The 25,996-nt window shown below is 68.4% G+C and carries 20 protein-coding genes and 1 rRNA gene; 5 read left to right on the top strand and 16 right to left on the bottom strand.

Annotated features, from left to right (window positions below; all coding sequences use genetic code 11):
* Nucleotides 1–324: 324 nt before the first annotated feature.
* From rrf to C8D78_RS10285, 4 genes are all read left to right on the top strand, one after another.
* Nucleotides 325–441: ribosomal RNA gene (gene rrf, locus C8D78_RS10270) — 5S ribosomal RNA — on the top strand.
* A gap of 210 nt (nt 442–651) precedes the next feature.
* Nucleotides 652–1,512: an SDR family oxidoreductase gene (locus C8D78_RS10275; RefSeq protein WP_120953343.1), complete on the top strand. Its 861-nt coding sequence runs from the start codon at nt 652–654 to the stop codon at nt 1,510–1,512.
* A gap of 242 nt (nt 1,513–1,754) precedes the next feature.
* Nucleotides 1,755–2,603, top strand: coding sequence for an SDR family NAD(P)-dependent oxidoreductase (locus C8D78_RS10280; RefSeq protein ID WP_120953346.1), 849 nt, complete (start codon nt 1,755–1,757; stop codon nt 2,601–2,603).
* Between the two features lie 94 nt (nt 2,604–2,697).
* On the top strand, nt 2,698–3,009 hold the full coding sequence (locus C8D78_RS10285) for an excalibur calcium-binding domain-containing protein (RefSeq protein ID WP_244208347.1): 312 nt from the start codon (nt 2,698–2,700) through the stop codon (nt 3,007–3,009).
* Nucleotides 3,010–3,251: 242 nt separating this feature from the next.
* Here C8D78_RS10285 and C8D78_RS10290 read toward each other — a convergent pair whose 3' ends face one another.
* The 6 genes from C8D78_RS10290 to C8D78_RS10315 all read right to left on the bottom strand — a co-directional run bounded on the left by C8D78_RS10290 (nt 3,252) and on the right by C8D78_RS10315 (nt 13,312).
* Nucleotides 3,252–5,183 (bottom strand): putative bifunctional diguanylate cyclase/phosphodiesterase, encoded by a 1,932-nt coding sequence (locus C8D78_RS10290; RefSeq protein ID WP_120953349.1) that lies wholly within the window; start codon nt 5,181–5,183, stop codon nt 3,252–3,254.
* 148 nt (nt 5,184–5,331) lie between these two features.
* Nucleotides 5,332–7,467, bottom strand: coding sequence for a putative bifunctional diguanylate cyclase/phosphodiesterase (locus C8D78_RS10295; RefSeq protein WP_244208348.1), 2,136 nt, complete (start codon nt 7,465–7,467; stop codon nt 5,332–5,334).
* Nucleotides 7,468–7,594: 127 nt separating this feature from the next.
* Nucleotides 7,595–9,883, bottom strand: coding sequence for a putative bifunctional diguanylate cyclase/phosphodiesterase (locus C8D78_RS10300; protein WP_120953352.1), 2,289 nt, complete (start codon nt 9,881–9,883; stop codon nt 7,595–7,597).
* Between the two features lie 122 nt (nt 9,884–10,005).
* Nucleotides 10,006–11,187: a glycosyltransferase family 4 protein gene (locus C8D78_RS10305; RefSeq protein ID WP_120953355.1), complete on the bottom strand. Its 1,182-nt coding sequence runs from the start codon at nt 11,185–11,187 to the stop codon at nt 10,006–10,008.
* Nucleotides 11,188–11,628: 441 nt separating this feature from the next.
* Nucleotides 11,629–11,868, bottom strand: a complete 240-nt coding sequence (locus tag C8D78_RS10310; protein ID WP_120953358.1) for a hypothetical protein — start codon at nt 11,866–11,868, stop codon at nt 11,629–11,631.
* A 7-nt stretch (nt 11,869–11,875) separates the two neighbouring features.
* Nucleotides 11,876–13,312, bottom strand: a complete 1,437-nt coding sequence (locus C8D78_RS10315; RefSeq protein ID WP_120953361.1) for a flotillin family protein — start codon at nt 13,310–13,312, stop codon at nt 11,876–11,878.
* Between the two features lie 332 nt (nt 13,313–13,644).
* Here C8D78_RS10315 and C8D78_RS10320 point away from each other — a divergent pair, with 332 nt between their 5' ends.
* Nucleotides 13,645–15,030: a phenylacetate--CoA ligase family protein gene (locus tag C8D78_RS10320; RefSeq protein ID WP_120953364.1), complete on the top strand. Its 1,386-nt coding sequence runs from the start codon at nt 13,645–13,647 to the stop codon at nt 15,028–15,030.
* Here C8D78_RS10320 and C8D78_RS10325 read toward each other — a convergent pair.
* From C8D78_RS10325 to C8D78_RS10370, 10 genes are all read right to left on the bottom strand, one after another.
* Entirely contained in the window at nt 15,027–15,950 is a 924-nt protein-coding gene (locus C8D78_RS10325; protein ID WP_120953368.1) for an HNH endonuclease, read from the bottom strand. The two genes, C8D78_RS10320 and C8D78_RS10325, sit on opposite strands and share 4 nt — an antisense overlap.
* 16 nt (nt 15,951–15,966) lie before the next feature.
* Entirely contained in the window at nt 15,967–17,214 is a 1,248-nt protein-coding gene (locus tag C8D78_RS10330; protein ID WP_120953371.1) for a serine hydrolase domain-containing protein, read from the bottom strand.
* Between the two features lie 124 nt (nt 17,215–17,338).
* Complete coding sequence (gene fdxA / locus C8D78_RS10335) at nt 17,339–17,695, bottom strand: ferredoxin (RefSeq protein ID WP_120953374.1); 357 nt, start codon at nt 17,693–17,695, stop codon at nt 17,339–17,341.
* A 6-nt stretch (nt 17,696–17,701) separates the two neighbouring features.
* On the bottom strand, nt 17,702–19,213 hold the full coding sequence (locus tag C8D78_RS10340; protein ID WP_120953377.1) for an aldehyde dehydrogenase family protein: 1,512 nt from the start codon (nt 19,211–19,213) through the stop codon (nt 17,702–17,704).
* Nucleotides 19,214–19,272: 59 nt separating this feature from the next.
* Complete coding sequence (locus tag C8D78_RS10345) at nt 19,273–20,061, bottom strand: SDR family oxidoreductase (protein ID WP_120953380.1); 789 nt, start codon at nt 20,059–20,061, stop codon at nt 19,273–19,275.
* Nucleotides 20,061–21,014, bottom strand: coding sequence for a dihydrodipicolinate synthase family protein (locus C8D78_RS10350; RefSeq protein ID WP_244208349.1), 954 nt, complete (start codon nt 21,012–21,014; stop codon nt 20,061–20,063). The genes C8D78_RS10345 and C8D78_RS10350 overlap by 1 nt, the downstream gene beginning before the upstream one ends.
* A 53-nt stretch (nt 21,015–21,067) precedes the next feature.
* Nucleotides 21,068–21,904 (bottom strand): enoyl-CoA hydratase-related protein, encoded by an 837-nt coding sequence (locus tag C8D78_RS10355; protein WP_120953386.1) that lies wholly within the window; start codon nt 21,902–21,904, stop codon nt 21,068–21,070.
* Nucleotides 21,901–23,190, bottom strand: coding sequence for a CaiB/BaiF CoA transferase family protein (locus C8D78_RS10360; RefSeq protein ID WP_120953389.1), 1,290 nt, complete (start codon nt 23,188–23,190; stop codon nt 21,901–21,903). Before C8D78_RS10360 ends, C8D78_RS10355 begins: the two co-directional genes overlap by 4 nt.
* On the bottom strand, nt 23,187–24,569 hold the full coding sequence (locus C8D78_RS10365) for an FAD-dependent oxidoreductase (protein ID WP_208641931.1): 1,383 nt from the start codon (nt 24,567–24,569) through the stop codon (nt 23,187–23,189). Before C8D78_RS10365 ends, C8D78_RS10360 begins: the two co-directional genes overlap by 4 nt.
* 226 nt (nt 24,570–24,795) lie before the next feature.
* The gene (locus tag C8D78_RS10370; protein WP_120953395.1) at nt 24,796–25,404 is read right to left on the bottom strand and encodes a helix-turn-helix domain-containing protein; all 609 of its coding nucleotides are present in this window, start codon (nt 25,402–25,404) and stop codon (nt 24,796–24,798) included.
* Nucleotides 25,405–25,996: the final 592 nt, after the last annotated feature.

Here is a 25,996-nt window from a genome sequence, read left to right on the forward strand (position 1 = left end):
ACCACTGGGTTGATAGGCCGGATGTGGAAGCGAGGACTAACGACTCGTGAAGCTGACCGGTACTAATAGGCCGATAACTTACACCACACACCCTCTCCGTGAACGGATTCAAAAGACGTTCACACCCTGGAGAGGGTACAAAGAAACAAGACTGCTTGCGTCCACTATGTGGTTCCCAACCAACAAACCCGTTGCTTGAGGAACCGACAACTGAATAACAACACCACACCTGCGACCACACGTCGCAGAGCACATGTTGTAACCACACAGATTTCCCCACCCCACACCCCCACCAGGGGCGTGACAGGGTGGCGGACACAGGGTTACGGCGGTCATAGCGTGGGGGAAACGCCCGGTCCCATCCCGAACCCGGAAGCTAAGACCCACAGCGCCGATGGTACTGCACCCGGGAGGGTGTGGGAGAGTAGGTCACCGCCGGAACATCATTACACGGTCGAGGACCCCCAACCACGTTGGGGGTCCTCCCGCATTTAACCCAAAAAACACACCAGGGCCAGCAAAATCTGCCGGCTTGGTCAGGTTTAGGAGTTCCTGGGCCTAGTGTTTGACTTCGACCGCACTCGGGGATGCATCATCAATGCAGGAAGTGTCGCCAGAAAACTCACAGCATGTCAGACCGATAGGAACCTCATGACCAACCAGCGGCCCGCCACTCGCACTGTCCTGATCACCGGAACGTCGTCCGGAATCGGCCTCAGCACCGCCGTCGCTGCCGCAGGGGCCGGCTGGACCACCATCGCCACGATGCGGAATCTCACCCGGTCCGACGCGCTGAGGTCCGCCGCCGCGGAGGCGGGGGTGGAACTGGACATCCGTGAACTGGACGTCACCGACGCGTCGGCCATCGACCGCGAGATCGCCTACTGCATGGATCGTTACGGGCGTCTCGACGCCGTCGTGAACAATGCCGGCAGCGCCACTGTCGGGACGCTCGAAGTGCTGACCATGGATGACTTCCGGTCGGCGATGGAGGTCAACTATTTTGGTGTGGTCGCCCTGACGCGGGCCGCGCTGCCCCACCTGAGGGCCAGCCGCGGCAGGATCGTGACCATCAGTTCCGTGGGCGGGGCAGTAGGCCAGCCGTTCAACGAGGCATACTGCGCCGCCAAGTTCGCCGTCGAGGGTTTCCTGGAAAGCCTGCAGCCGGTGGCGGAAACCGTGGGGGTCGGCGTTTACATCATCGAGCCAGGGGCGGTCTCTAGCGAGTTTGTCGCCAACGCTGGGATTGACCCGACGGCGATGATGGACAGCGCCGGCGCCTACGGTCCGGCTCTGTCCGCTTACATTTCGCGGACCACGGCGCAGTTCTCCGGTGCCAGCGCGCAATCCCCGGACGAAGTGGCGCAGACAGTGCTCGCCAGCCTGCAGGAGAGCAATCCTGCATTCCGGATCCAGACGTCGGATGCGGCCCGTGAGTTCGTTGCTGCCAAGCTCAGCGACCTCGACGGCAGCCAGGTAACTTCAATGACAGCCGGATGGGTGGGACTGTGAGCCGCCGTTGAGTTCAACCTGGCCGAACAGCAGCAATATCTTCGCGGGATCAGCACGAAAATCGAAGGTTACCGGAAACAGAAATGCCTCTGAGGCCAGGGAATGGGGGATGGGAGAAACTCCCAGCACATTCCCTGCGAAGCGCGGGCCGCGGCGGAACGTTCTTTCTGTTGGGGTCGTTAGAATTCGACGGGGCTGGATTCCAAAAGATCAGCCCAACGTTTCGTTCTAAGGACACTTCAATGCCCGAACGCACTATCGTCATCACCGGAGCCAGTGACGGGATCGGAGCCTCCGCCGCACGGACGTTCGCCCGTCAGGGGGAGCGGGTGGTCGTCGTCGGGCGTTCCGCTCAGAAAACCGAGACGGTCGCGAAGGAGATAGGCGCCGATTTCTTCGTCAGTGACTTCGCCGATCTGGCCCAGGTGCGCACCCTGGCCGCGCAGCTGAAGGAAAAGTACCCGCGGATCGACATCCTGGCCAACAACGCCGGCGGCATCATGGGTTCCCGCGAGCTCACCGTGGACGGCCACGAGAAGACCTTCCAGGTCAACCACCTGGCCCCGTTCCTGCTGACCACCCAGCTGATCGATGTTCTCGCCGCCAGCCAGGCCACCGTCATTAATACCTCGAGCGTGGCCAACTCACTTTTCGGGAAGCTGGACATCGACGACCTCGACGCGGCCCGCAGCTACTCCACCAACCGTGCATACGGCAACGCCAAGCTCGCCAACATCCTCTTCACCGCGGAGCTCCACACCCGCTACAACGCCGAGGGGATCTCGACGGCGGCCTTCCACCCCGGAGGCGTGGCCACCAACTTCGCCGCGGACTCCACGAGCCCCATGCGCTTCGCCTACAAGTCCTTCCTCAAGCGCTTCATGCTGACCCCGGACCAGGGCGCGGACACCCTTGTGTGGCTCGCCAACGCCACCCCGGGCCACGACTGGATCTCCGGCACCTATTACGCCAAGAGGACGCTCTCCAAGGCCAACAAGCAGGCCTACGACGCCGGCCTGGCCAAGGCCCTGTGGCAGCGCAGCGAAACCATGGTGGCCCAGGACCTCGACAAGCTGGACCCCCGGCAGTAGTCACGGGGCCCGGCCTCGCAGGAATCGGCGAATTCGTGGGTTAGGATTTTCCTGCCCCTCGCCGATCCGCGGCCGAGGGCATTGACCTGGGGGAGTGCTCACAAACGTGCGCCTGAAGAAATTGATTATTGCGTCCTTGGCGGTGTCCGCCGTCGTCCTGAGCGCCACGGCCGTGCCTGCATCTGCCGCGCCCGCGCCGAAGTCTTACGCGAACTGCGCGGCGCTGAACAAGGTCTACCCGCACGGCGTCGGCCGCGCAGGCGCCCGGGACAAGACCAGCGGAAAGCGGGTCACCAACTTCCGCGTCGACAACAATGTCTACTACTACAACGACGGCGTTGGGCCTCGCCACGTGGGCGAACACGACCTCGATCGTGACAACGACGGCATCGCCTGCGAAAAGTAGGGGCGGAAGCCTGCCGGGACTCTAACTCCCGGGGCCGGCCCGGACCGGACTATCCAACGAATTGCCTCGAACGGCCGCTAAGCCATGATGCTTAGCGGCCGTTTGCGTCCAATGGCGGAGTGTTGGCGGCCTCAATGCGGCCGGAGTCGGCACGCACTCGGGCGCTCGGGCCCGATTAGGCGGTCGGGCAGGGCGACACCCGGCGACGGGGCGCAGCCCCGGCAACACGGGCGCAGGCGGGGCTACCGCGCGGCGTCGACCTTGTCCAGGGCGGTCAGGGCGCTCTCCATGGTCCCGGCGAGATCGCTGGCCGGGGCCGGCTTCGCGAACAGGTAACCCTGCAGGGAGTCGCAGCCGCGCTCCATCAGATACTTGGCCTGCTCCGGGGTCTCGATGCCTTCGGCAGTGACCTTCAGGCCCAGGGCGTGCGCGGCGTTGATCATGGTGGCGAAGAACGGGAGATGTTCCTGGCCGGTCTTGATCATGGCCACGAAGGAGCGGTCGATCTTGACCTTGTCCAGGGGCAGCTCCTGGAGCCGGCCGAGCGAGGAGTACCCGGTGCCGAAGTCGTCCATCGCGATCCGGACGCCGGCCTCGCGCAGCTGCCGCAGCTGCTGCAGCACGTCCGAGGACGCGTCGAAGAACACGCTCTCCGTCAGCTCGAGGGTCAGCTGGTGCGGGTCGACGCTGGTGGACGCGGCGATCGCGAGCACGTCGGCGGCGAAGTCGCGGTGCTGGAACTGCAGACCGGAGACATTGACGGCGACGCTGTATGAGGCGTCACCGGCCAGCCACGGCCGGATCTCGGCGCAGGCGCGGCGCAGGACCTCGTCGCCGATCTCGCGGATCAGGCCGCTCTGCTCGGCCACGGGCAAGAACTGGTTGGGCGGCACCAGGCGGCCGTGCCGTTCCCACCGGGCGAAGGCCTCGAACTGCACCACGGAGCCGATGCCCGGGGACACCACGGGCTGGTAGTGCACCGAGATCTGGCCCAGCTCCACGGCGTGCCGTAGCCCGGTTTCGCCCTCGGCCTTGTGGGCGGCCGTGTTCAGCATCTCCGGCCGGAATCGCAGCCATTGGTTCTTCCCGGCCGCCTTGGCGGCGGTCATGGCGGCGTCGGCCTGCCGCAGCAGTTCCGCCCCGTCCAGCGTCTGGGCCGACTTCGAGGCCAGGCCCATGCTCACGCTGGGGCGGACCATTGAGCCGCCGACGCGCACGGGCGCATAGAGGGCCTCGGTGATCCGTTTGGCCACCGCGTCTGCGTTGAGGCATTCAGTCAGGAGCACCGCGAATTCGTCGCCGCCCAGCCGGGCGACGGTGTCGTGCGGGCGCACGCAGTTGCGCAGCCGGCTGGCCACTTCAACCAGCAGCTCATCGGCCGCCGAGCGCCCCAGCAGGTCGTTGAGCTGCCTGAAGTCATCGAGATCGAGCATGAGGATGTCCACCGGATCCGGGCGGCGCAGGGCAGCGGCCAGCCGTTCGTTGAAGAAGGGGCCGTTGGGCAGCGCCGTCAGGGGGTCGCGGAGGGACCCGGCCTTGAGTTCGTCGTCGTGCCCGGCGAATGCCGCGGGCACGGCGGCCGAGGCTCCCGCGGCGCCCGCGGGCCCCGACGTACCGGCTGAAGACTGCGCACGACGGCGGAAGTCGCCGCTGAGGGAACGGCCGGGGCCGTCGGCACCGGGGTGGGCTCCGGCGTCGTGACCTGGGCCCATGGGCCGCACCGGCCGGTGTCCGGTCTGTTGCGTGGCTGGGTGCGTGGCCGTGTGCGTGGCCTGATGGGTGGACGCGTGACCGTTCGGGTGGGCGTTGCGGTGCCCGGCTCCGCGGACGGAGAGCGCCACGGATGTTCCGGCGTCGGCCGCTCCCGCCGGAGCGGGGACGAGCGAGCACAGGATTTCGACCGGCAGCTCGGTGCCATCGGCCCGCCGGCCGGATCCGGCGAACGGAAGGCGGGGGCCCGCGGCGGCGCCAAGCCCGGCCAGGACGCGGTGGAAATCCTCCCGCGAGGACTCAGCCAGGAGCAGGCTGTGGTCCGCCCCGAGGAGTTGCGCCCGCGTGTAGCCGAAGAGCTGTTCCGCGGCCGTGTTGAGGAAGGAGATGGATCCGTCCGGGCCGACCAGCAGCAGGGCGTCCGGGCTGTACTCCAGCAGGTGTTGTGCGAAACCAGAGTCCACGATGTTGTACAGCCCCCCAGGCGAAAAGTGCGGATTGCGGGCGCCCTGCGGAGAACAGGGCGCGCTGCGCTGACTGAATCATATGCGGTGCGGACCGCCCGGACGTGACGGGCATCATGGAAGATGCAAATGTGTCGAAAACGGCCCGCTACCCGGGAAGCGACACGCCCTCGAGCTCGGCGATCGCCGCCGCGGAATTGCGGATGGCCTGGGGCCTGCCCGCCGACGGCACCGGGCGGGAGAAGAGGAAGCCCTGCAGGGCATCGCAGCCGTGGTCCATGAGGTACCGCGCCTGGGCCGGCGTCTCGATGCCCTCGGCCGTGACCTTCAGTCCCAGGCTGCTCGCCATGTGGATCATTGAGGTGAGGATGGGCAGCTTCTCGACGCCGGTGTGCAGCATGGACACGAACGATTTGTCGATCTTCACCACGTCCACCGGCAGGTCCTGCAGGCGGCCCAGTGAGGAATAACCGGTCCCGAAGTCGTCCAGGGCCACCCGGATGCCGGCCTCGCGCAGGGTCTCGAGCTGGCCGATCACGTGGGAGTGGGCATCGAAGAACACGCTCTCGGTCACTTCCAGCACCAGCTGGCGGGGGTCCACGCCGCTCCACGCCGCAATGTCCAGGACACGTTCGGCGAAGTCCCGGTGCTGCAGCTGCACGCCGGAGACGTTGACGGCGACGCTCCGGACCGGGTCCTCGGCCAGCCACGGGGCGAGCTCGGTGCAGCTGCGCCGCAGCACCTCGGCGCCGATCTCCCGGATCAGGCCGCTGCGCTCGGCGGTCTCGATGAACTCGTCCGGCGGGACCAGTTCGCCTTCCCATTCCCAGCGCGCCAGGGCCTCGAACTGCACCACCTCGAGCCGGTCGCTGGAGATGACGGGCTGGAAGTGCACCGTGATCTGCCCCAGTTCCACCGCCCGCCGCAGCCCGGCCGTGAGCTGGGTGCGTTCCAGCAGCGCCGCCAGCATCTCGGGCCGGAAGTGCACGTAGCAGTTCTTGCCGGCTTCCTTGGCCGCGTACATGGCCAGGTCCGCCTGCCGCAGCAGCTCCGAGGACGTCTCCGTGCCGACGTCGCGGGACGCCACGCCCAGGCTCAGGCCCGGCCGCATCAGTGTCCCCTCGATGGAGACCGGGGCATTGAGCGTGCTGACCACCCGCTGCGCGACCGTGTCGGCATCCCGGCAGCCGACCAGCAGGACCACGAACTCGTCCCCGCCCAGCCGGGCGACGGTGCCGTGCGGGCCGACGCACTTCTGCAGCCGCCGGGAAATCTCGACCAGCATCTCATCGCCCGCATGGTGGCCCAGGACGTCGTTGACTTCCTTGAAGTCGTCCAGGTCCAGCAGCAACACGTGCACCGGGTCCGGGGTGAGCAGGGCCGCGGCGGCCCGTTCGTTGAAGAGCATGCGGTTGGCCAGTCCCGTGAGCGGGTCCTGGAAGGCCAGTTCCTTGAGCTTGCCCGCCTGTTCGGCCAGCTCATCCATGGCCCGGCGTGCCTGGTCCTGGGCGCGGCGGCGCGAGGTGATGTCGCGGAAGCTCCAGATCCGCCCGACGATCTGGTCAGCCACCTTTTGCGGGCGCGAGTACAGCTCCACGGTGCGGCCGTCGGTGAACTCCAGGACATCGTGGCTCTGCATGAAGGAGTCCGCGTGGAGCGCCGCGACCTTCTGCAGGAAGTACTCGGGATCGGCCAGCTGGTTCGCGATGAACCGGACCAGCGCGGTGGGGTCCTCGGCCGCGATCAGCTCCGGCGGCATGCTCCACAGCTTGAGGTACTGATCATTGATCCCCGTGATTTGGCCCTCGTTCGAGACCACGACGATTCCGTCCGACGTCGTTTCCAGCGTGGCGTCCAGCAGCGAGACTGCCAGCCGGCGGCCGGAGTCGGAGTCGTTGCGGTGCCCGGCGTCGCGGACGGCGACCGCCATGGCCGTGCCGGCGTCGACGCTCACCAGCGAGCAGGTGATCTCCAGGGCGACCTCCGCGCCGTCCCGGTGGAGTCCGACGGCGGCGAACGGCCGGCTGCCCGCCGGGCTCTTACGGCCCAGCCGGCCGAAGACCCGCAGGAAGCCGCCATGGCCTTCTTCCGAGAGCAGGATGGTGTGCTGCACGCCCAGCAGTTCTTCACGGTCATAGCCGAACAGCCGCTCCGCCGCCGAGTTCACGAAGGCGATGGTCCCGTCCGCGGTCAGCAGCAGAAAGGCGTCAGGAGCCTGCTCCAGCAGGTCTTCACCAAATCCAGTTCCCACGACGATATCTGCCCCCAGGCGATGAAAGTTCATAGAGCGATGACGGTCCCGGCCAGCGGGCCGGGATCATGCGTTTCCCTGAATCATAGGGTCCTTCAGCCCGGTGTCCAGCACATCACCCCGGGAATTTTGCGGGTCACCGGCTGGGTCACCGGTTGCGTCACCGGCTGCCGGGCACGCGGGCGCCCCGGAGCGCGGCGATGGCCCGGGCCGCCTTATCCAGTGCCGGCTGCAGCGCGGTCTCCGGCTGCGGGGCCGAAAACAGGTAGCCCTGCAGCGAATCGCAGTCCAGATTCATCAGGTAGCCGGCCTGGGCTGCCGTCTCGACGCCCTCGGCGGTGACGGTAAGCCCCAGCCCGTGGGCCATGCCGATCATGGCGTTCAGGATGGGCAGCTGTTCGGTGCCGGTGTGGATCATGGACACGAACGACTGATCGATCTTCAGCGTGTCCACGGGCAGTCCCTGGAGGCGTCCGAGGGAGGAGAATCCGGTGCCGAAGTCATCCAGCGCCACCCGGACACCGGCTGTTCGCAGGCTCATGAGCTGCTGGATCACGTGGCAGTCGTCCTCGAAGAACACGCTCTCGGTGACCTCCAGGATCAGCTGGTGCGGGTCCACGCCGCAGGACTCCGTCACGGCCAGGACCAGCTCGGCGAAGTCCCCGTGCTGGAGCTGGACACCGGAGACGTTCACGGCCAGGGAACGGGAGGAGTCCTCGTCCAGCCAGGGCTTGAGTTCGGTGCCGCCGCGCAGCAGGACCTCGGTGCCGATCTCGACGATGAGGCCGCTGCGTTCCGCGGCCGGAATGAACTGCTGGGGCGGAACGATCGCGCCCTCGCGGACCCAGCGCGCCAGCGCCTCGACCTGGGTCACCGTCCCGCGGCCGGGGGAGACGATGGGCTGGTAGTGCACGGCGATCTGCCCGTTGTCGACGGCCAACCGCAGCCCGGCCTCGAGGTCGTTGCGGTCCACCAGGGCCTTCATCATTTCCGGCCGGAAGCGCATATACCGGTTCTTGCCGGCGGTCTTGGCGGCGTACATTGCGACATCCGCGCGGCGCAGGAGCTCGGAGGCGTGCACGGAGTCGGCGTCGGTGTCAGTGGCGGCGTCGGTGCCCTCGGAGTCCCTGTCGGCTCCGCCAATCGAGGCGAGGCCCAGGCTCAGGCTGGGCCGGAGCATGGTGCCGTCGATCCACACCGGGACGCGCAGCGAGTCGACGATCCGCGCGGCAACGGCCTCGGGCTCCACGGAGTTCACCAAGAGCACCACGAATTCGTCGCCGCCCAGCCGTGCCACGACGTCGTCCGGCCGGACGCACGTGCGGAGCCGCCGGCCGACCTCAATCAGCATCTGGTCCCCGGCATGGTGGCCCAGGATGTCGTTGACTTCCTTGAAGTCGTCCAGGTCCAGGAGCAGGACGTCGACGGCGGTGCCCGCCGGGCCGGCGAGGGCGCTGCCGAGGCGGTCATTGAACAGCTGGCGGTTAGACAACCCGGTCAGGCCGTCCTGGAAGGCCAGGGCCGTGAGCTGGGCGGACTGGGCGGCGAGGTCTTCCATGGCCCGGGCAATCCGGTCCTGGGCAACCTTGGCCGCGGTCACGTCGCGGAAGCTCCACACGCGTCCGACCACCTGGTCCGCGACTTTCTGCGGGCGGGAATAGCGTTCAAAGGTCCGGCCGTTGCGGAATTCCAGGACGTCATGGCTCTCCGCCATGGGATCCGCGTAGAGGGCCTCGACCTTTTCGATGAACTGGGCCGGATCCCGCAACTGGTCCAGGACGAAGCCGATGACGGCCTCGTCGTCCCCGGTGGCCAACATTTCCCGCGGGATGCCCCACATGGTCAGGAACTGATTGTTGACGCCGGCGATCTCGCCCTCGCTGCTGACCACCAGGATGCCGTCGGCAGTGGATTCGAGCGTCGCGCTCAACAGGGACATCGCCTCGCGGAGACTGTCCTCGTTCTCCGGCCGGTGCGAGGTGTCCCGGACCGCGGCGATCATGCTGGCGGTCCCTTCACCGCTGACAAAGATGGAACCGGCCACTTCGCCCGGGAACTCCGTGCCGTCCCGGCGCAGCCCGTAGGCCTCCACGGGAGCGGTGTCAGTCTCACCGGCGTCGGTGCCGGCGTCCGCCAGGGCGTCGCGGCGGAGGTTGAAGAACAGCCGCTGGAGGCCATTCCGGTAGCCCTCGGCCAGGAGGAGGCGGTGATCCGAGCCCACGAGCTCCCCACGGGCGTACCCGAACATGCGCTCCGCGGCGGCGTTGACCGCGAGGATGGCGCCGTCCTCGGCGACCACCAGCAGGGCATCGGGGCTGGATTCCACCAGGTCCCCGTAGCCGGGGACCGCTCCGGAGGTTTCCTCCGGGGACGACGACGCCGTCACCCGGCCGCCGCCGTGTACATCTGAGACCAACCAACCATTTAGAACCCTCCCACCGGAAATCATAGGCGTCCCGGGGGCTACCCCCGGTGTCAACACGAGGGCGGGGCGGGCCGGGTGCCGCGGGGAAGGAACAAACATCCGGGTGCCGCGCCTCCGGCCCCCGGTTGCTCTATCACCTGGGGCGCTTAAACCCCCGGCTTAGCCGCCCTAGGTGATAGGGCAACCAGCGGGGAAGTGCCGGAGGGGCCAACAGCGGGCGACCCGATGACGGCCTCGTAGTGGCCGACGAGTTCGGCGCCGAGGACGGACCAGGTCCTGCCCTGGACCGAGGCGTGGGCGGCCGTTGCGAACGCGCGGCGCTTGGCGTCGTCGCCCATCAGGTCCATCACCCTGGCCCGGAACCCCGGGAGGTCGCCGGGCTCGTACAGCCAGCCGGTCCGCGAATTCTCCACGAGGTCCAGCGGCCCGCCCCGGCCGGTGGCCACCACGGGCACCCCGGACGCCATGGCTTCCTGGATGGTCTGGCAGAAGGTCTCGAACTCGCCGGGGTGGACGAACAGATCGAAGGACGCCATTGCCCTGGCCAGCTCGTCGCCGCCGAGGAACCCGGTGAAGACCGCGTCCGGCAGGGCGTTTTCCAGGGCCGCGCGCTGGGGACCGTCGCCGACGATCACGAGCCGGGTCCCGGGAACATCCGCCAGCGCCGCCAGATCCTCCACCTGCTTCTCGGCCGCCAGCCGGCCCACGTAGCCGACCAGGCGCTCGCCGCCGGGCGCCACGGAGGCCCGCCAGCCGGCGTCGCGCTTTTCCGGGCTGAAGCGCCGGGTGTCCACGCCGCGCCGCCACATGTCCACGCGCGGAATGCCGCGGCCGCGGAGCTGGTTGAGCGCAAAAGTGGACGGGACCAGGGTGCGTGAGGCCAGCAGGTGAATCCGTTCCACCCGGTTCCAGGCCCAGTTCTCCAGGAACGGGACCCCATAGCGCCCCGCGTACCCGGGAACTTCCGTCTGATAGATGGCGACGCTGGGGATTCCGAGCTGGTGCGCGGCCTGCGCGGCCCGCCAGCCGAGCACGAACGGGGACGCGAGGTGGACGACGTCGGGCGCGTAGTCGGCAAGGATTCGCTTGACCCGATACACACCGCCCAACGCCACCCGCACGTTCGCGTAGCCGGTCAGCGGGACCGAGGGAAGCCGGTGGACGCGTGCGCCGGAGACCTCGTGGGGGACGTCCGTGTCCTGCGTGGACGGCGCGATCACCAGCACCTCGTCCCCGCGCTCCTGCAGATGCTCCAGCACGCGCAGGATGGAGTGGGTAACCCCGTTCATGAGCGGCAGGAATGATTCGGCGACGATTGCGATCCTCACTCCTCCACGGTGCGGGCGTCGGCTTGCGGCGCGGGGGAGCGGGCGTGGCCGGCAGGGGAAGAGTGGGTTAACAGGCGGGCGCGGGCGGGCCGGCCGCGGCTAAAAGGGCCAGCTGAAGTGGCCGCGGGCGGGACGGGGCGCCGTTAAAAAGGTGCGGCCAAGACGGCGCGGCGCGGGCGGGACCAGGAGGAAATGGGCGTGGACTACTGAGGCCATGAGTCCCGGGCACAAGCCGCATTAGCGGCGGTGCCGGACAGCATGACGAAGGACGGGCTATAGCGGATCGGGCCAGTTGCCGACCGGGAATCGGGCCGGACTGACGGGAACCATGGGGTTCCTCACATCCGGGCCACGCTCGCGCATATTGCCTTCCATCTGAAATACCTCCAGAGGCGACGGAACTTCAGGATACGCCGGTCGCCTCCTAGCGTCCAGAGGGGGTCAAGCGCCCTTGAGGACGTCCGGCAATTCGTCGACAAACACGGTCTGCGGCGGTTCGAAATAGATGACCAGAACCTGCTCGCCGACGGCGAAGACGCTGCTCTTGTCGAAGGGGTGCGCATGGAACGCGCTGGTTCCGCCGCGGACGGGCAGCATGACCTCGCCGATGGTGCCCGGGCCGATCCGTCCGGTGACGCGCCCGATCTTTCCCGTCAGGCTCCGGTCAACATCCTTGTGCATCGCAGCCCTACGTTTCCGGAGCCTTCGGGTTCCGCTTGGCGGCGTCCCTGCCGTTCTTGAGCGCCGTGGAGAGCGCCGGGAGGTAGTTGCCCACCTGTGCCATAATCCCGCCGATCATCTGGTTGACGCCCTCGCCGCCGTTAAGCACGGTCATCTGGCCGACGTGCGCAAACGGCTCGGCAGCGGCCGCCACGATCGCCGGCATGTTCTCGGCGAGCTGCTGGGAGATGACGGCGTCCTGGTTGGTGGCGAGTGCCTCGGCCCGGGCTTTGATGCCCTCTGCCTCGGCCAGCGCCTTGGCCTTGATGGCCGAGGCGGCGGCATCGCCGCGTGCCTTGGTGGCGGCGGCCTCGGCCTCGCCGGTGAGCTTGGTGGCCCCCGCTGCCGCCGCGGCCGCGGTCGCGTTCGCCTGGGCCTGCAGCTCGGTCCGGCGCGCATTGGCCTGGGCCTCGAGCTCGGTGCGCCGGGCCAACGCCTCGGCAGCGCTGATGTCCGCGGATTTTTGGCCTTCGGCGTCGGTGCGCTTGGCGTAGGCCCTCGCATCGGCGGGCTTGCGGACGGTGGTCTGGAGCTTCTGCTCCTCCCGGTCTGCCTCGAGCTTGGCCACCTCGGTTTCCTGGACCACCACCTGCTGACGCGCCGAGGCATCGGCCAGCGGTCCGGCCTGGGCCGCGTTCGCCTTGGCACGCTCGGCGTTGGCCTGCGCCACGGACTGCCGGATCGCCGACACACTCTGGGCGTCGGCGATCATGGCCTCGGCCTCTGCTTCCTTTTCCGCCGCCTCGCGGTTCCGGGTGGCCTCGGCGATGCGGGCCTCCATCTTGACCATGGCAATGTGCGGCTTGGCGATGTTCTGGATGTAGCCGGTGGGGTCCTGAAGGTCCTTGATCTGCAGCGAGTCGACCACAAGCCCCAGCTTCTCCATTTCCACGCCGCTGGCGCTGCGGACCTGGGAGGCCAGCTTGTCGCGCTCGCGGATGATTTCCTCGACCGTCATGCTGCCGATGATCGAGCGGAGGTGGCCTTCGAAGACGTTGTAGACCTGGCTTTCCATCTTGGGCTGCTGGCCCAGGAAGCGCCGTGCGGCGTTGGCGATGAACGGCGGGGCATCCCCGATCTTGTAGATGACTACGCCGTCGACAATGACCTGGATGCCCTGGGAGGTCACACAGGAGACCTTGAGCTCGGTTTCATTCAGGGTCAGGGACAGCGGCCGCACGGTCTGGAGACCGGGGAGCACCAGGGCCCCCTTGCCGGTGACGATCTTGAAGTCCATGCCCTCCCGGGTTTCCAGCGTCCCGCGCGTCAGCCCGGAGATGATGAGGGCCTCGTTTGGCTCAGCCACCTTCCACATCAGTTTTGTTGCGACCCAGATGACGCCGATGACGACGGCAGCCCCCACGATGATCGAAATAAGCGGGTAGAAAGCTGACAAGTCCGGCATAACCAGGTCCCTTCACGGCGGTGGAAAAGGTGTAACGCAAAGCCCCAAACGATGCTGCTGGTGTTCCCCCGGCGGACCTGGCGGCAGGAAGTGCGGCGCCGCCCAGCCAGCCGTTGTACACAGTCTGTGGTGCTTTGTGCCGGGAAGTCCAGCAAATCGACAGTGTCGGGGAATCCGTCCAAGCACCCGCGGTGCCGAAAGCCCCTGTTGGGAAGGCCGCCGCCGTGCCAGCGTGGACTAGCGCACGCGCTCAGCGTGCAGGCGTGGGGGCGCGGGCGGCACGTGTGCGGGGCCGCGAAGGGGTGATGGGGTTGCGTGGCTCTCCGCTCGGGATGACACGGCTGACCGGGATCGCATGGGATATCTGGCGGGCCGAGCGGGCCAGCCAGGAAGCGATCGCCCGCCGGCAACACGAACGGCTCGCCGGGCTGGTTGAATACGCCCGGTCCGCCTCACCGTTCTATCGCCGGCTGTACCGGGACGTTCCGGAAACGCTCACGGATCTGCGCGAGCTTCCTCCGGTAGGCAAACGCGAGCTTATGGAGAACTTCGATGACTGGGTGACCGATCCCCACATCACGCTCGCCGGTCTCAAGGAAGAACTCCTCGGCGACCCCTCGCGCATCGGCGGCTTCTACCGCGGGCACTACCTGGTCATGACGACGTCGGGAACCACCGGGGAACCGGCGGTTCTGGTCCAGGACCGGAACACGTGGCTGGTGGCGAACCTCCTCGCCCGGATCCGTGAACGGCGGACCCTGGTGACGGCTAAGGAGGCCCGGGCCTTCCTGCGCCGGGGGCTGCGTGCCGCGGCGCTGATCGCGGACGGGGACCACTTTGCCGGCGTCGTACTGACCGAAAACGCGCGGCGCCGCAGCCCGCACATCGCCCGGAGGGTCCGGGTGTTCTCCGTGCTCCGGCGGCTCCCGGACCTCGTGGCGGAACTCAACGACTTCCAGCCCACCATGCTCTACGGGTATCCGAGCGCCATGCTGCAGCTGGCCGCCGAACAAAAGTCCGGCCGGCTGAGGATCCGTCCCGTCCTGGCGATCGCGTCCGGGGAGGGCCTGACGGCGAAGGGCGCGGCGGACATCGAGGCGGCCCTCGGCTGCCGTGCCACCGAGCGGTATCTTGCCTCGGAGGCCCTGGCGCTGACCAGCCGGTGCCGGGCGGGGCTGTTCCACGTCAACGCGGACTGGTACATCGTGGAGCCGGTGGACAGGAACTTCCAGCCCGTCCCGGCCGGAGAACTCTCCCACACGGTGCTGGTCACCAACCTGGCCAACCGGGTCCAGCCCCTCATCCGCTACAACCTCGGAGACCGGGTGCAGCCGGTTCCGGGGCCGTGCGCTTGCGGCAGCGTGTTTCCGGCGCTGCGTGTGGAGGGCCGCAGCGGAGACGTGTTGATGTTCGCGGGCGCCGCCGCCGCTGACCGGACGACGGTGCCGGTGACGGTGCTGCCGCTGGCGCTGGGCACGGTGATCGAGGAGACCGCCGGCGTCCGCCGGTTCCAGGCGATCCGCACCGGGCCACGGTCACTCACCGTGCGGCTCGAGTTGTGGCCGGAGGCAACGACGGCGGCCGTGCGGGCTGCGGTGGGGGAGCGGCTGGGTGCGTTTTTCGCAGCCCAGGGCGCCGACGGCGTGGACGTCCGGTTTGCCGATGAGCCGCCCCGGCCGGACCGTAGCGGCAAGTTCCGTGAGGTGTGGTCCGCCTAGGGGCGTTGCTGCTGCGGCTTCTGTGAATGCTGATTGAGGATCCGCCGGGCGTCCTGCTGGGCCTGGAGCTCGTTCTCCGTCAGCACGTGACCGGCCAGGTGCCCAGCGGCGGCCATGATCCGGCGCAGCTCCGCGACCGTGCGCGGCGTGCTCACCCCGTGGTGTGCCATGGCGTGGCAGTTGGCGCACAGCGGCACCAGGTCCGTGATGGGATCCAGCTCGTAGTGGCTCCCCAGCTGGGACACCGGGACCAGATGATGGACCGGGACGAACTCCTTGCCGATCTCCCCGTAGGCGATTTCAAACGAGAACCCGCACGCGGCGCAGCTGGTCCCGTGATGGGCGATGCATGCCCGCCGCGCGTCCGGGCTGTGCTCGTACCGGTTCACCTCGACGCGGCTGACGGCTGCGGCCGGAACAGTGCCCGGCACGGGCTGGGTGGGATCGGTCCCCGGCGGCCCGAACTCGCTCCAGAGTCCGCGGAGCAGGGGTTCGGCGGATGGGTCCAGGGCCAGCCCGGAACCGTGCAGCGCGTCCCAGTCGACGCCGGGCACGGCCTCCTTGAGGACCCCGGGCGGGATCTGGTCCCCGGCGGGCAACAGGGCGTCGAAGGCCACGCGCACGTAAAGCGGGGAACCGGCCGGCGCGGCGCTCGCGGCGCCGGGTTCGTCAAGGCGGGGTGCCGGGCGCTCCGAGACGATGACGCCGTGGCCGATCAGCCCGCGGCCGTGGCGGCCCTGGAACACGAGCCACGCCTCCGTGCCGGAGCCGGGGAACCCTGCGTGGCCGCCGTCCTCTTCCGTGCCGCCCACCTCCCAGCTGGCCAGGAAACAGCCGGTTTCGGCAACCTCGTCCAGCACTGAAGGGTATGTCCACTCGTTCCATTCGTCCGGGTTCCAGACGAGGATGATGGCTGTCATCTGCCCATTGTCGCAGTCACTCTTGCCGAACCGCCGTCGGGACCCTGGGGCCAGTCGCCGGGCTGCCCGCGGCAACCTGGGCGGGTCCTGACGGATCCGCGTCGCAGGTGGTGTTGAGCGTGTCTTCCGCGATGGCCTCCATTTCCTGGAGGATGCGGCTGGCGCCGGGCTGGAGCGGTTCCGGCGGGTATGCCACGGCCATGGCGAGCTGCCGGGTTCCGTCCGAGCTGGTCATGGCGATGGTGCCGTAGCCGGGGACGTCGCCGGGATGGCCGTAGTAGAAGTCATTTGTGCAGAGATCGTTCCAGCGGACCACCCCCAGCCCGTACCTGGCGTAGAGCGGGCTCTGCATCTGGGCGATCGTGTCCGGCCTCAGCAGCCGGTCCTGCAGCAGGGCGCGGTAGAACGTGTTCAGATCGGACATGGAGGACACCATGCCGCCGGCGGCGTTGTCGATTTGGGCCGCCGGGTAGGTGACGTCGAGCTCGTTGCGGCCCAGCAAGATGTATCCGTGGACCATGGACGACGGCGGCGGACCGGCGGCCGTCATGGAGGTTCCGGTCAACCCGAGCGGGGCAATGACGTCGGTGCGGATCACCTCGCCGATCGGCCGGTGCCGCAGGCGCTCGACCATCAGCGCCAGGGCAATGTAGTTGGAGTTGGAGTACTCAAATCCCTGGGCCAGCTTCGCCTGCCAGGAAATGCGGCCCGCCATGGCCAGCAGGTCCGCCAGGCTCACTTTGGTGGTCAGCGCCTGCCGCACCGTGTCCGGATCGTACAAGGGCCCGTCCACGGACGGCATGCCGGAGCGGTGCTGCAGCAGTTGGCGCACGGTGACGGGCTCCGGCGGGTGCATGACCCGGTTGAAGTCCGGAAGGTAGGTGCTGACCGGAGCGTCCAGCTGGATCCGGCCTTCTTCAACCAGCTTCAGCACGGACACCGCCACCATGGACATGGTGATGCCGCCGACGCTGACAGGGTCGGTTGCCTCGGCCGGATACGGGCCCTCCAGATTCCGGACACCGTACGCCGCGGACCACTCGTCCCCGCCGATGCGGACCTGAATCAGCACGGCGGGGGCGCCGGCGTCGATCATTCTCCTGCCGAATTCTTCGAGCACTGCCCGGTAGCCGGAATCACTCGGGAGCGGCTGGGCCGTCCGTGCCTGCCCGGGGCTGCACCCGCCCAGGGCCACCGTGAGCGCGAGGGCGGACACGGCGGCCGTGAGCCGGCGGGATGAGCCACGAATCCAGGCCACCGACATGACGGTCCTTCTTGCAGGTCGGGTTTGCACTAGGGGTAGGAGGATGCCTCTGGCCGGGCACCGTCCTGACCTTTGAAATGCTCCTCAGACCTCAGCCCGGCGGCTAGAGCCATAAGTCACAGGCTCAGCCGGCGGCCCCTGCCGTTGCCGGCGCAGCCCCGGCCCCGGCCGATGCCGGCGCGCCCGCCACCACGGGATGGTCGCGGTGCAGGTTCCCGAGGGCCGAGGCGCCTTGTGAGGACCCCAGTTCCTCAAAGAACTCCACGTTGGCGCGCACGTAATCGGCCCACTCGTCCGGGACGTCGTCCGAGTAATAGATCGCCTCGACCGGGCACACGGGATCGCACGCGCCGCAGTCCACACACTCGGACGGGTGGATGTAGAGCGAGCGCTCGCCCTCATAGATGCAGTCCACCGGGCATTCCTGGATGCAGGCCTTGTCCTTCACATCCACACAGGGCTGCGCGATCACGTACGTCATGGCAGGCTACACGCCCGTGTAGACGGTCTTGCCCCACGTGAAGAAGTCCAGCGCGGACTTCCCCTGTTCGCGGAACGTGTTGGTGGAGGAGTCCTTGACGCCGCCAAAGGGCACGTTCAGGTCCAGGCCGGCCGTGGGACGGTTGACCTTGATGACGCCGGCCTGGGCGCGCGCGGCGAAGTCGGTCGCGAACGCCAGGGAATCGGTGCAGATGCCGGCGGTCAGGCCGTAGCGCGAATCGTTGACCGCGGCGAGTCCGGCCTCGTAGTCCGGGACCTCCAGGACGGCGACGACGGGGCCGAAGATCTCCTCGGTCACGGCGGCGTCGTCGAACGGCAGGTCCGTGAGGACGGCGGCGGGGAAGAGGTAGCCGGCGTCCGTGCCGCCGTCGTACTCACCGCACAGCAGCGTGGCGCCGCGTTCGACGGCGCCACGCACCGCCGCCTGGTCCTGTTCGAACTGCTGGCGGCTCACGACGGCGCCCATGGCGGCCGGGGAGGAGCCGTCACGGCCGAGGCCGTCGCCGGGGGTGTACGCGGCGGCTTCCTCGACGAGGGCCGCAAGGAATTCCTCGCGGATGCCGGGGGTGACGTAGACGCGGGACGTCGCGGTGCAGGCTTGGCCGGTGAGCCCGAACGCGCCGGCCGCCACCACCTTGGCGGCCTTGCGGGCATCGGCGTCGTCCAGGACTAGCACGCCGTTCTTGCCGCCCATTTCCAGCTGGACCCGGGCGCGGCGGGCGTTGAGGATCTCCTGCAGGCCCAGGCCCACCTTGGTGGAACCCGTGAAGGACAGCCCGGCGATGCGCGGATCCCGGGCCAGGGCGTCGCCCACCACGCGGCCCTTGCCGTGGACCACGTTGAACACCCCGGCGGGCAGCCCGGCGTCCTGCAGGGCGCGGGCTAGGTGGGTGGCGGAGAGCGGGGTGAGCTCGGCGGGTTTGATGACCACGGCGTTGCCGCTGATCAGGGCCGGGGCGGACTTCCAGGCCGGGATCGCGATGGGGAAGTTCCACGGCGTGATGAGCCCGACGACGCCGAGCGGCTCGCGGCGGGTGGTGATGGTGGTGTCCGGCAGGCCGCTGGGCAGCACCTCGCCGGTGGCGGCCCAGCCCAGCGAGCCGAAGAACCGCAGCACGTCCGAGGCGCGCTTGACCTCGCCCTTGGCCTCGGCGAGGGTCTTGCCTTCCTCGCGGACCAGGTCCGCGGCGATCGCGGCCTGGCGGCTCAGCAGGAGGTCGCCGGCCGCCATGAGAATGGCGCCGCGGGCGGGGGCGGGCAGGGCGGCCCAGGCCGGCTGGGCGGCGGTGGCGGCGCTGATGGCGGCGTCGACGTCGGCCGCGGTGCCGGTGGGGGAGAGGACCGCGAGTTCACCCGGGCGGGCGGGGTTGATGCGTTCGGTGTCCGCCGCGCCGAGCCATTCGCCGTTGATGAGGTGCCGCGCGGTGATGAGGTCGCGGTCGGTCGAGGTCTCGGAATGGGTCGGGGTCTGGGAAAGGTCTGTTGCCGTGGAAGTCATGGGGTTCCTTCGGGTCAGTGGAAAGAGTGGGAAGAATCGGGAAGAAGTGGGAGGGAGGGCTAGAGGCTGCGGATCAGGCCGCCGTCGCAGCGCAGTGCCACGCCGGTGATGTAGGAGGCCGGGGCGCTGCACAGGAACGCGGCGGCGGCGCCGAATTCCTCGGGCTCGCCGTAGCGGCGGGCCGGGATGGTCTTGCGGGATTCGAGCTGGATTTCCTCGGCCGTGGTGCCGCGGCGCTTTGCCGCGGCCTGGTCGAGTTCGGCCACGCGGTCAGTGGCGATGCGTCCGGGCAGCAGCATGTTGACCGTGACGGCGTCCAGGGCCACCTCGGCGGCGAGGGTCTTGAGGTAGCCGGCCAGGGCCGCGCGGCCGGTGTTGGAGAGGGCCAGGTTGGGCAGCGGCGCCACGACGCCGCTGGAGCCGACCGCGAGGATCCGTCCCCAGCGCCGTTCCCGCATGCCGGGAAGGATGTGCGAGACCAGCGCATGGTGTGGTTTGACCAGCTGGTCGAACGCGGCGGCGATATCCTCGGCGCCGAGCGTCGCGGCCGCCCCGGGCTTCGGCCCGGGGCCGTTGAGGACCAGAATGTCGATAGGCCCGAGATCCGCCACCGTCTGTTCGACGGCGGCGGCCACGCCCTCGGCGGTGCTGAGGTCCGCCTCGACGGCGATGGAGCCCGGCCCGTAGGCCTCCGTCAGTTCGGCGACAATCTCCTTGGCGCGGACCTGGCGCCGGCCGGTGATGGCCACCCGGGCGCCTTCGGCCGCGAGGGCGCGGGCGATGGCGAGGCCTAGCCCGCCGGTCGACGCCGCCACGAAGGCGGTCTTTCCGCTGATTCCGAGGTCCATCAGTAACTCCCTGCCTTAGTGAGGGTCGGCGTTGTTGCCGCGCCAGATTCCAGGGCCAGGGCGGCCTCGGCGAGGTGGACCCGCAGGGCCGGCCGGAGGACCTCCGGGAACGGCGACGCGGGGGTCCTGACGCCGGCGTCGGCAATCAGTCCGCGCTGGTACAGGCATTCCTTGCGGATTGCCAGCGCGATTCTCGCCTGCTGCTCAAAGTTGATCAGCGGCAGGTACGGCAGCAGGGCAGCGCGGGCGGCCTCGTAGCCGTCGGCTTGCCAGGCCCGCACGCAGGCGATGAGCGCCTCCGGGTAGGAGAACCCGGTCATCGCCCCGGCGGCGCCGGCCATGAGCTCATCCAGCAGCCCCTGTCCGCCGAGCCCGCCGAACACGGAGACGTCGACGGCGGCGGCCAGCTGTCCGATGGCCACGGGGGTGGGCGGCGCCTCGGCTTTGACTGCGATGACGAAGCTGCAGGCCTGCACCACGGTGATGAGCGACTGGGCGGTGATGCTGACGCCGCTGGCCAGCGGGTAGTCCTGCAGGACCACCTTGGCGCCGGTGGCCCGGTGAATGGCATCCAAATGGTGGATCACCGTGTCCGCCCGCGGCGAGTTGGCCTGGACCATCACGGCCGCCAGGCGCTCGCCGGCGATGGCCTGCGCGGCGAGGATTTCCTCGATAGCCGGGCGCGTGGCCAGCGCCGTCACGCCCACCACGAGCGGGAGGCCCGTGCATTCGACGGCGGTTTCCAGGACCTGCGCGCGTTCCGCGGAGGTCAGCGCGGCGGCTTCGCCGAAGACGCCCAGGACCGTCAGGCCGGTGGCGCCGAGGGCCTCGTAGCGTTCCACGAGTCCGGCCAGGCTGTCCAGGTCCACGTCCAGGCTGCTGCCCTGGAATGGCGTGGCGACCACGCCCCATATGCCGGGTGTCAGTGACTCCCGCATTGGCTTCTCCTTCATTCGATGTCCTGTGAGTTGCGCATTGCTGACTGCTGCTTCGCTAACGGGCATTGCTAACGGCCGGGCCAGACCGGCGGGCGCTTTTCCTGGAAGGCGCGGACGCCCTCCGCGGAGTCCTCGCTGTCCAGCGCCGCCATGAGGGCCGGGAGCCGGAGCCCGCGGGCCTCGGTGGCGGTCAGGTGCGCGGTCTGCGTGACCATCTGCTTGACCGCCCGGACGGAGGTGGGGGCGCACGCCAGGATCGCGTCCAGCCAGCGCTGTACGGCTGCGTCGAGCTGGTCCGCGGGGACCACCTCGTTGACCAGGCCCATGGACTGCATCTCCGCGGCCCCGGCCTTCCGCCCGGTCAGGAGCATGCCCATCGCCTGGGTGTACGGGATGCGGCGCACCAGCTGGTGGATGCCGCCGTCGAGCGCCAGGCGCCCGACGCGGGGTTCCGTCAGCCCGAAGCGGGCGGTGTCCGCTGCGACCACGATGTCCGCGCCGAGCACGATCTCCATGCCGCCGCCCAGGGCGTAGCCGTTGACCTTGGCGATCACCGGCACGTCCAGCGTGGTGCGCAGGCTCAGGCCGCCGAAGCCGTTCGGGTCAAGGCCGGCCCAGTACTGCAGCCCGGTCTTGTCCACGGCCGCGGCGGACATGTCCGCCCCGACGCAGAAGGCCCGGGTTCCGGCGCCGGTGATGACCACGGCCCGGACATCCGGATCGGCCTCAAGCTGGTCCCAGATCTCGTTGAGCCGGGCCTGCGCGGAACCGTCGACGGCGTTCAGGACGTGCTGGCGGTCGATCACCACGGTGGCCACGTGGTTTTCGATGGTCAGGGTGACCTCGTCAACTGTGTTCGGAACCGCGCGGGTCCCGGCATCGGGGGATTCCGATACGGCGGTCACCGGAGCACCCCCAGCTGCTGCAGGCGCTCGATGGTCCCGGCGTCGAACCCGTTCTCCAGCAGCACCTCCACGTTGTGTTCGCCCAGCCGCGGGGCCACCCGTCGGATGGTCGGCGGAGTGGCGGAAAGCCGGATCGGGGCGTTGAGCATCTTCACGGTGCCGACGCCGGGGTGTTCGGCCTCGACGATCATGCCGTTGGCGTGGGTCTGCGCGTCGGCCAGGGTCTGCTCCAGGGTGTGCACGGGGGCGTTGAGCAGTCCCTTGTCCTCCAGCTGACCGGTCCAGTACTCGGTGGTGTTCGTGGCGATGCGCTCGCGGAAGATCGCCTGCAGCGCCGGCTTGTTCTGGAACTGCTGCTCCAGGTTGGCGAACTCCGGCCGCCGCGTGAGGTCCTCGTCCAGGCCCAGGGCCTCGGAAATGCGCAGCAGCGGGTCCGGGGTGAAGCCGCCCACCATGCAGACGGCGCCGTCGGTGGTTTCAAAGACGCCGCTCAGCGGCATGGCGCCCCAGTTGACCTCGTAGCCGCGGTTGAGCTGCATGCACGCCTCCTGCATTTGCAGGTGCAGCATGGAGTCGTACATGGTCACCTCCACCTTCTGCCCGACGCCGGCGGATTCGCGGGTGCGCAGGGCCAGCAGGATGCCCTGCATGAGGTGCATGCCGGTGATGTAGTCGCAGAGCGTGGTGGGGTAGATGGACGGCTTCACGTCGTCCGACTCGCGGCGCCACATGACGCCGGAGTAGGCCTGCGCGATCGCGTCCTGGCCGCCCTTGTGCGAGTAGGGGCCCTCGGGGCCGAATCCCGTGCCGGAAGCCCAGATGATGCCCGGGTTCTGCTCCTTCAGCTCCTCATAGCCGAAGCCCATCCGCTCCATCACGCCGGAGCGGAAGTTGCTGACCACCACGTCCGCGTCGGAGAGCAGCCGGCGGAGCACGTCCTTGCCCTCGTCGGTGCGGGTGTCCACGGAGATGCTGCGCTTGTTCCGGTTGATGGACAGGAAGATCGGGTTGTCCTGGCCGTCCTTGTCCGGGAACGAGTTGCGGGAGATGTCCCCGGCGCCCGGGCGTTCCACCTTGATGATGTCCGCGCCGTAGTCGCCCAGCAGCTGCGTGCAGGACGGCCCCATGAACACCTGGGTGAAGTCCACGATCTTGATTCCGTCAAGGGGCAGCGGGGTGCCGGCCCGCTGTGCGGATGCGGAGTCGGCGGGGGCCGGCGTCGTGCCTTCCGCCGGGTTCGCTGCTGCTGTGCCTGCGGCGAGGAGTTCGTCGATGACGGTGCTCATGCTCCCACCACCGCGTCCGCGTCGAGCGTGGCGTTCGACGACGGGACGTCGCCCGGGTCCGCGCCGTGCCGGCGCATGCCCTGCTGGATGTCCAGCGCGGAGACGTCGCGGACCAGGGTGCCGGTCTGGACCGCCAGTGCGGCGGCGACGCCGACGGCCTGGCCCATGGCCATGCAGGGCGGGATCTCGCGGGACATTTTCTGCGCCTCGGGGGTGGCGGAGTAGTGGCGGCCTGCCACGAGCAGCTGGTCCACTTCCTTGGGCAGCAGCGAGCGGTAGGGGTAGTAGTAGTCGCGGCCGCGGGCCACGGCGTCGGCGAAGTGCCGGCGGGAGGTGACGTCGTCCTTGGTCATAACGTATTCGCCCTCGAGCAGGCGGGTCTGCCGGACGCCCATCTGGGAGGCGACGTCGAGCATGTAGCAGTTCTCGAAGCCGGGCAGGTTGGCGCGGACGTAGTCCACGGCCTCGGTGATGCGGTCCCGCGCGGCGAACTCGGCGGCGGTCATGTCCGCGGGGTCGACGCCGTCGAAGCCGGTCATGTGCGGCGCGTTGCACCAGACGACGCCGTCGATGGGGGTCTTGAGCCACCACAGTTCCCAGGCCCCGCCGAGGAGGCGCTTGATGGTGCGGTTGATGGCGCGGGCTTCCTTCGGGTTGGCCTGCTCGAAGGCCTCCGCGGCGTTGGTGTCCACGTTGCCGAGGCGGAAGACGAGCGTGGTGAGGTAGCTGTCCTTGACGTGGCTGGCGCCGGCCCGGGAGGCGACGTCGATGTCGCCGGTGGTGTCGATCACGACGTCGGCCATGAAGGCCTGTGGGCCGGACTTGGTCTCGCAGATGACGCCCTTCATGACTCCGTTGTCCACGATCGGGCGGGAGAACCAGGAATGCAGGCGCAGGTTGACGCCGGCCTCGCGGACGAGGTCGTTGGAGACCCGCTTCCAGCCGTCGGGGTCGAAGGCGGCGGCGTAGCAGATGGGCTTGGGATTGACATGCGTGTGGAAGTCAAAGGTGCCGAAGCGGCCCCACTTGTTCCACAGCTCCTCGGAGGCCTTGCGGTCGTCCGCCGGCGGGACGATCGCCAGGCCCAGCTTCTGGAGCCGTTCGACGTACTCGGAAACAATGCCCGTGACGGTGATTTCCTGGCCGTTGATCATGTCATCGAGCACCAGGACCATGCCGCCGGAGGCGAGGCCGCCCAGCGACGAGTAGCGCTCCAGCAGGGTGACGGAGGCGCCGGAACGGGCGGCAGTGACGGCGGCGGCCACACCGGCGGGGCCGCCGCCCACCACGAGGACATCGGAGCGGGAGATGACGGGAGCGGTGAGGTCCGCGGTGGTGGTGCTCAGTTCCAGGGACGACATGGCTGTAGACGGGTTCATGGGGGATCCTTACTTTTCCGGCAGGAGTGCCGTTGGAAGGGCGGCCGGTGACGTAGAAGACGGTGCTCAGGAGGGGCGCGCGGCGACGCTGACCGCGAATTCCACCCGGCAGAGGGTATGCCGCAGCGCGGCCCCTGACGGGCCTTGATGCGGAGTGCAGATAAGGTTCCGGCGGACACTGACGTGTCCGGACCGGATAACGGCGACGGCGGCTAGAGCCGGCTGATCACCACGCGTGAGGTGCGTTGACCCAGATCGCTACGCAGACCTCTTCGTAGCTGTTTTTGTACCAGTGGGGCGTATCCGAAGAGAAGGTGATCGAATCGCCTTCCTCCAAGGTGTAGCACTCGCCGTCCAGGAAGATGTCTTTCCGGCCGGAGAGAATGATGCCGAATTCCTCGCCGCTGTGCCGGAAAGGAGTGGCGCTGGTGTCGTGGCCTGGCGGACTCACGATCCATTGGGCCTCCAGCGCACCGTTGAGGTCGGGGGTGAGCAGCTCATAGACGGCCTCACCCACGGATTTCTTGGTGACGCCTTTGAGGTTTCGCCGCTCGGCCTTGCGGACCACGGGGGAACGGGTTTCTTCCTGTCCGAGGAAGAACTTTCCCACCGGGATGTCCAGGCCGTGCGCCAGCTGCGCCAAGGTGGTGAAGGACGGATTGGCCAGGCCGCGTTCGATCTGGCTTACGATCGCCGGGCTGAGGCCGGTGACTTCCGAGAGCTTGGCAAGGGTCATCCCTTTGTCCTTGCGCATGTTGCGGACCTTATTGCCTACGGTGGCAAGAAGGACGCTCGTGCCGGCGGGGGAAGATCCCGTGACGCTCTCGTTGGCCATGGTCAGACTTTCTCTCGGTGAGCTAACACACATAACTATAGTGAAAACTTTTAGCGAATCAATGGTTTTGGGAAAATTCTTGCAGCTTCGGCCCCTACTGCAGGCGTCGAGGGTGCGGGACCTGCGCGGGGCCCATGCGGGTTCGGGGCGGGGATCCGCGCCGGGTTTCCGCCGGGTTTCCGCGGGTTTTCCGCGCCTTTCGCGCGCTGTCTTCGCGGGTCCCGGCGGCATCGTCCGAGGTGGGGGCGCATTTTCCCCAAAACCATTGACTCCGTGAAGATCTTCAATATAGTTGTGTGAGCCGCAACACTAAGGGTTCGACGCTAGGCGAACACGGACGGGGCGCAACGGCCTTCTGGCGGAAGGTGCGCCCGGTCCGGGTTCGTGTTCGCTCCCTTTTACTGATGCAGTGGCATCTGCCAAGCCATCCGCAAGCCTGATGTTGGCCGGCCAACTATTGACACGTTCCCCAGGGATACGTTCCTTATTGCCGAGCTGGATGGCCCGTTTGCATTCAATCGCTACGAAGAGGCATGCGTAGCTATCTGGGCTAACTCACCTCCCATGGGGTGAACCGGTCCCGCCCCCGCGG

The organism is Arthrobacter oryzae (assembly GCF_003634095.1).
Lineage (GTDB): Bacteria > Actinomycetota > Actinomycetes > Actinomycetales > Micrococcaceae > Arthrobacter > Arthrobacter oryzae.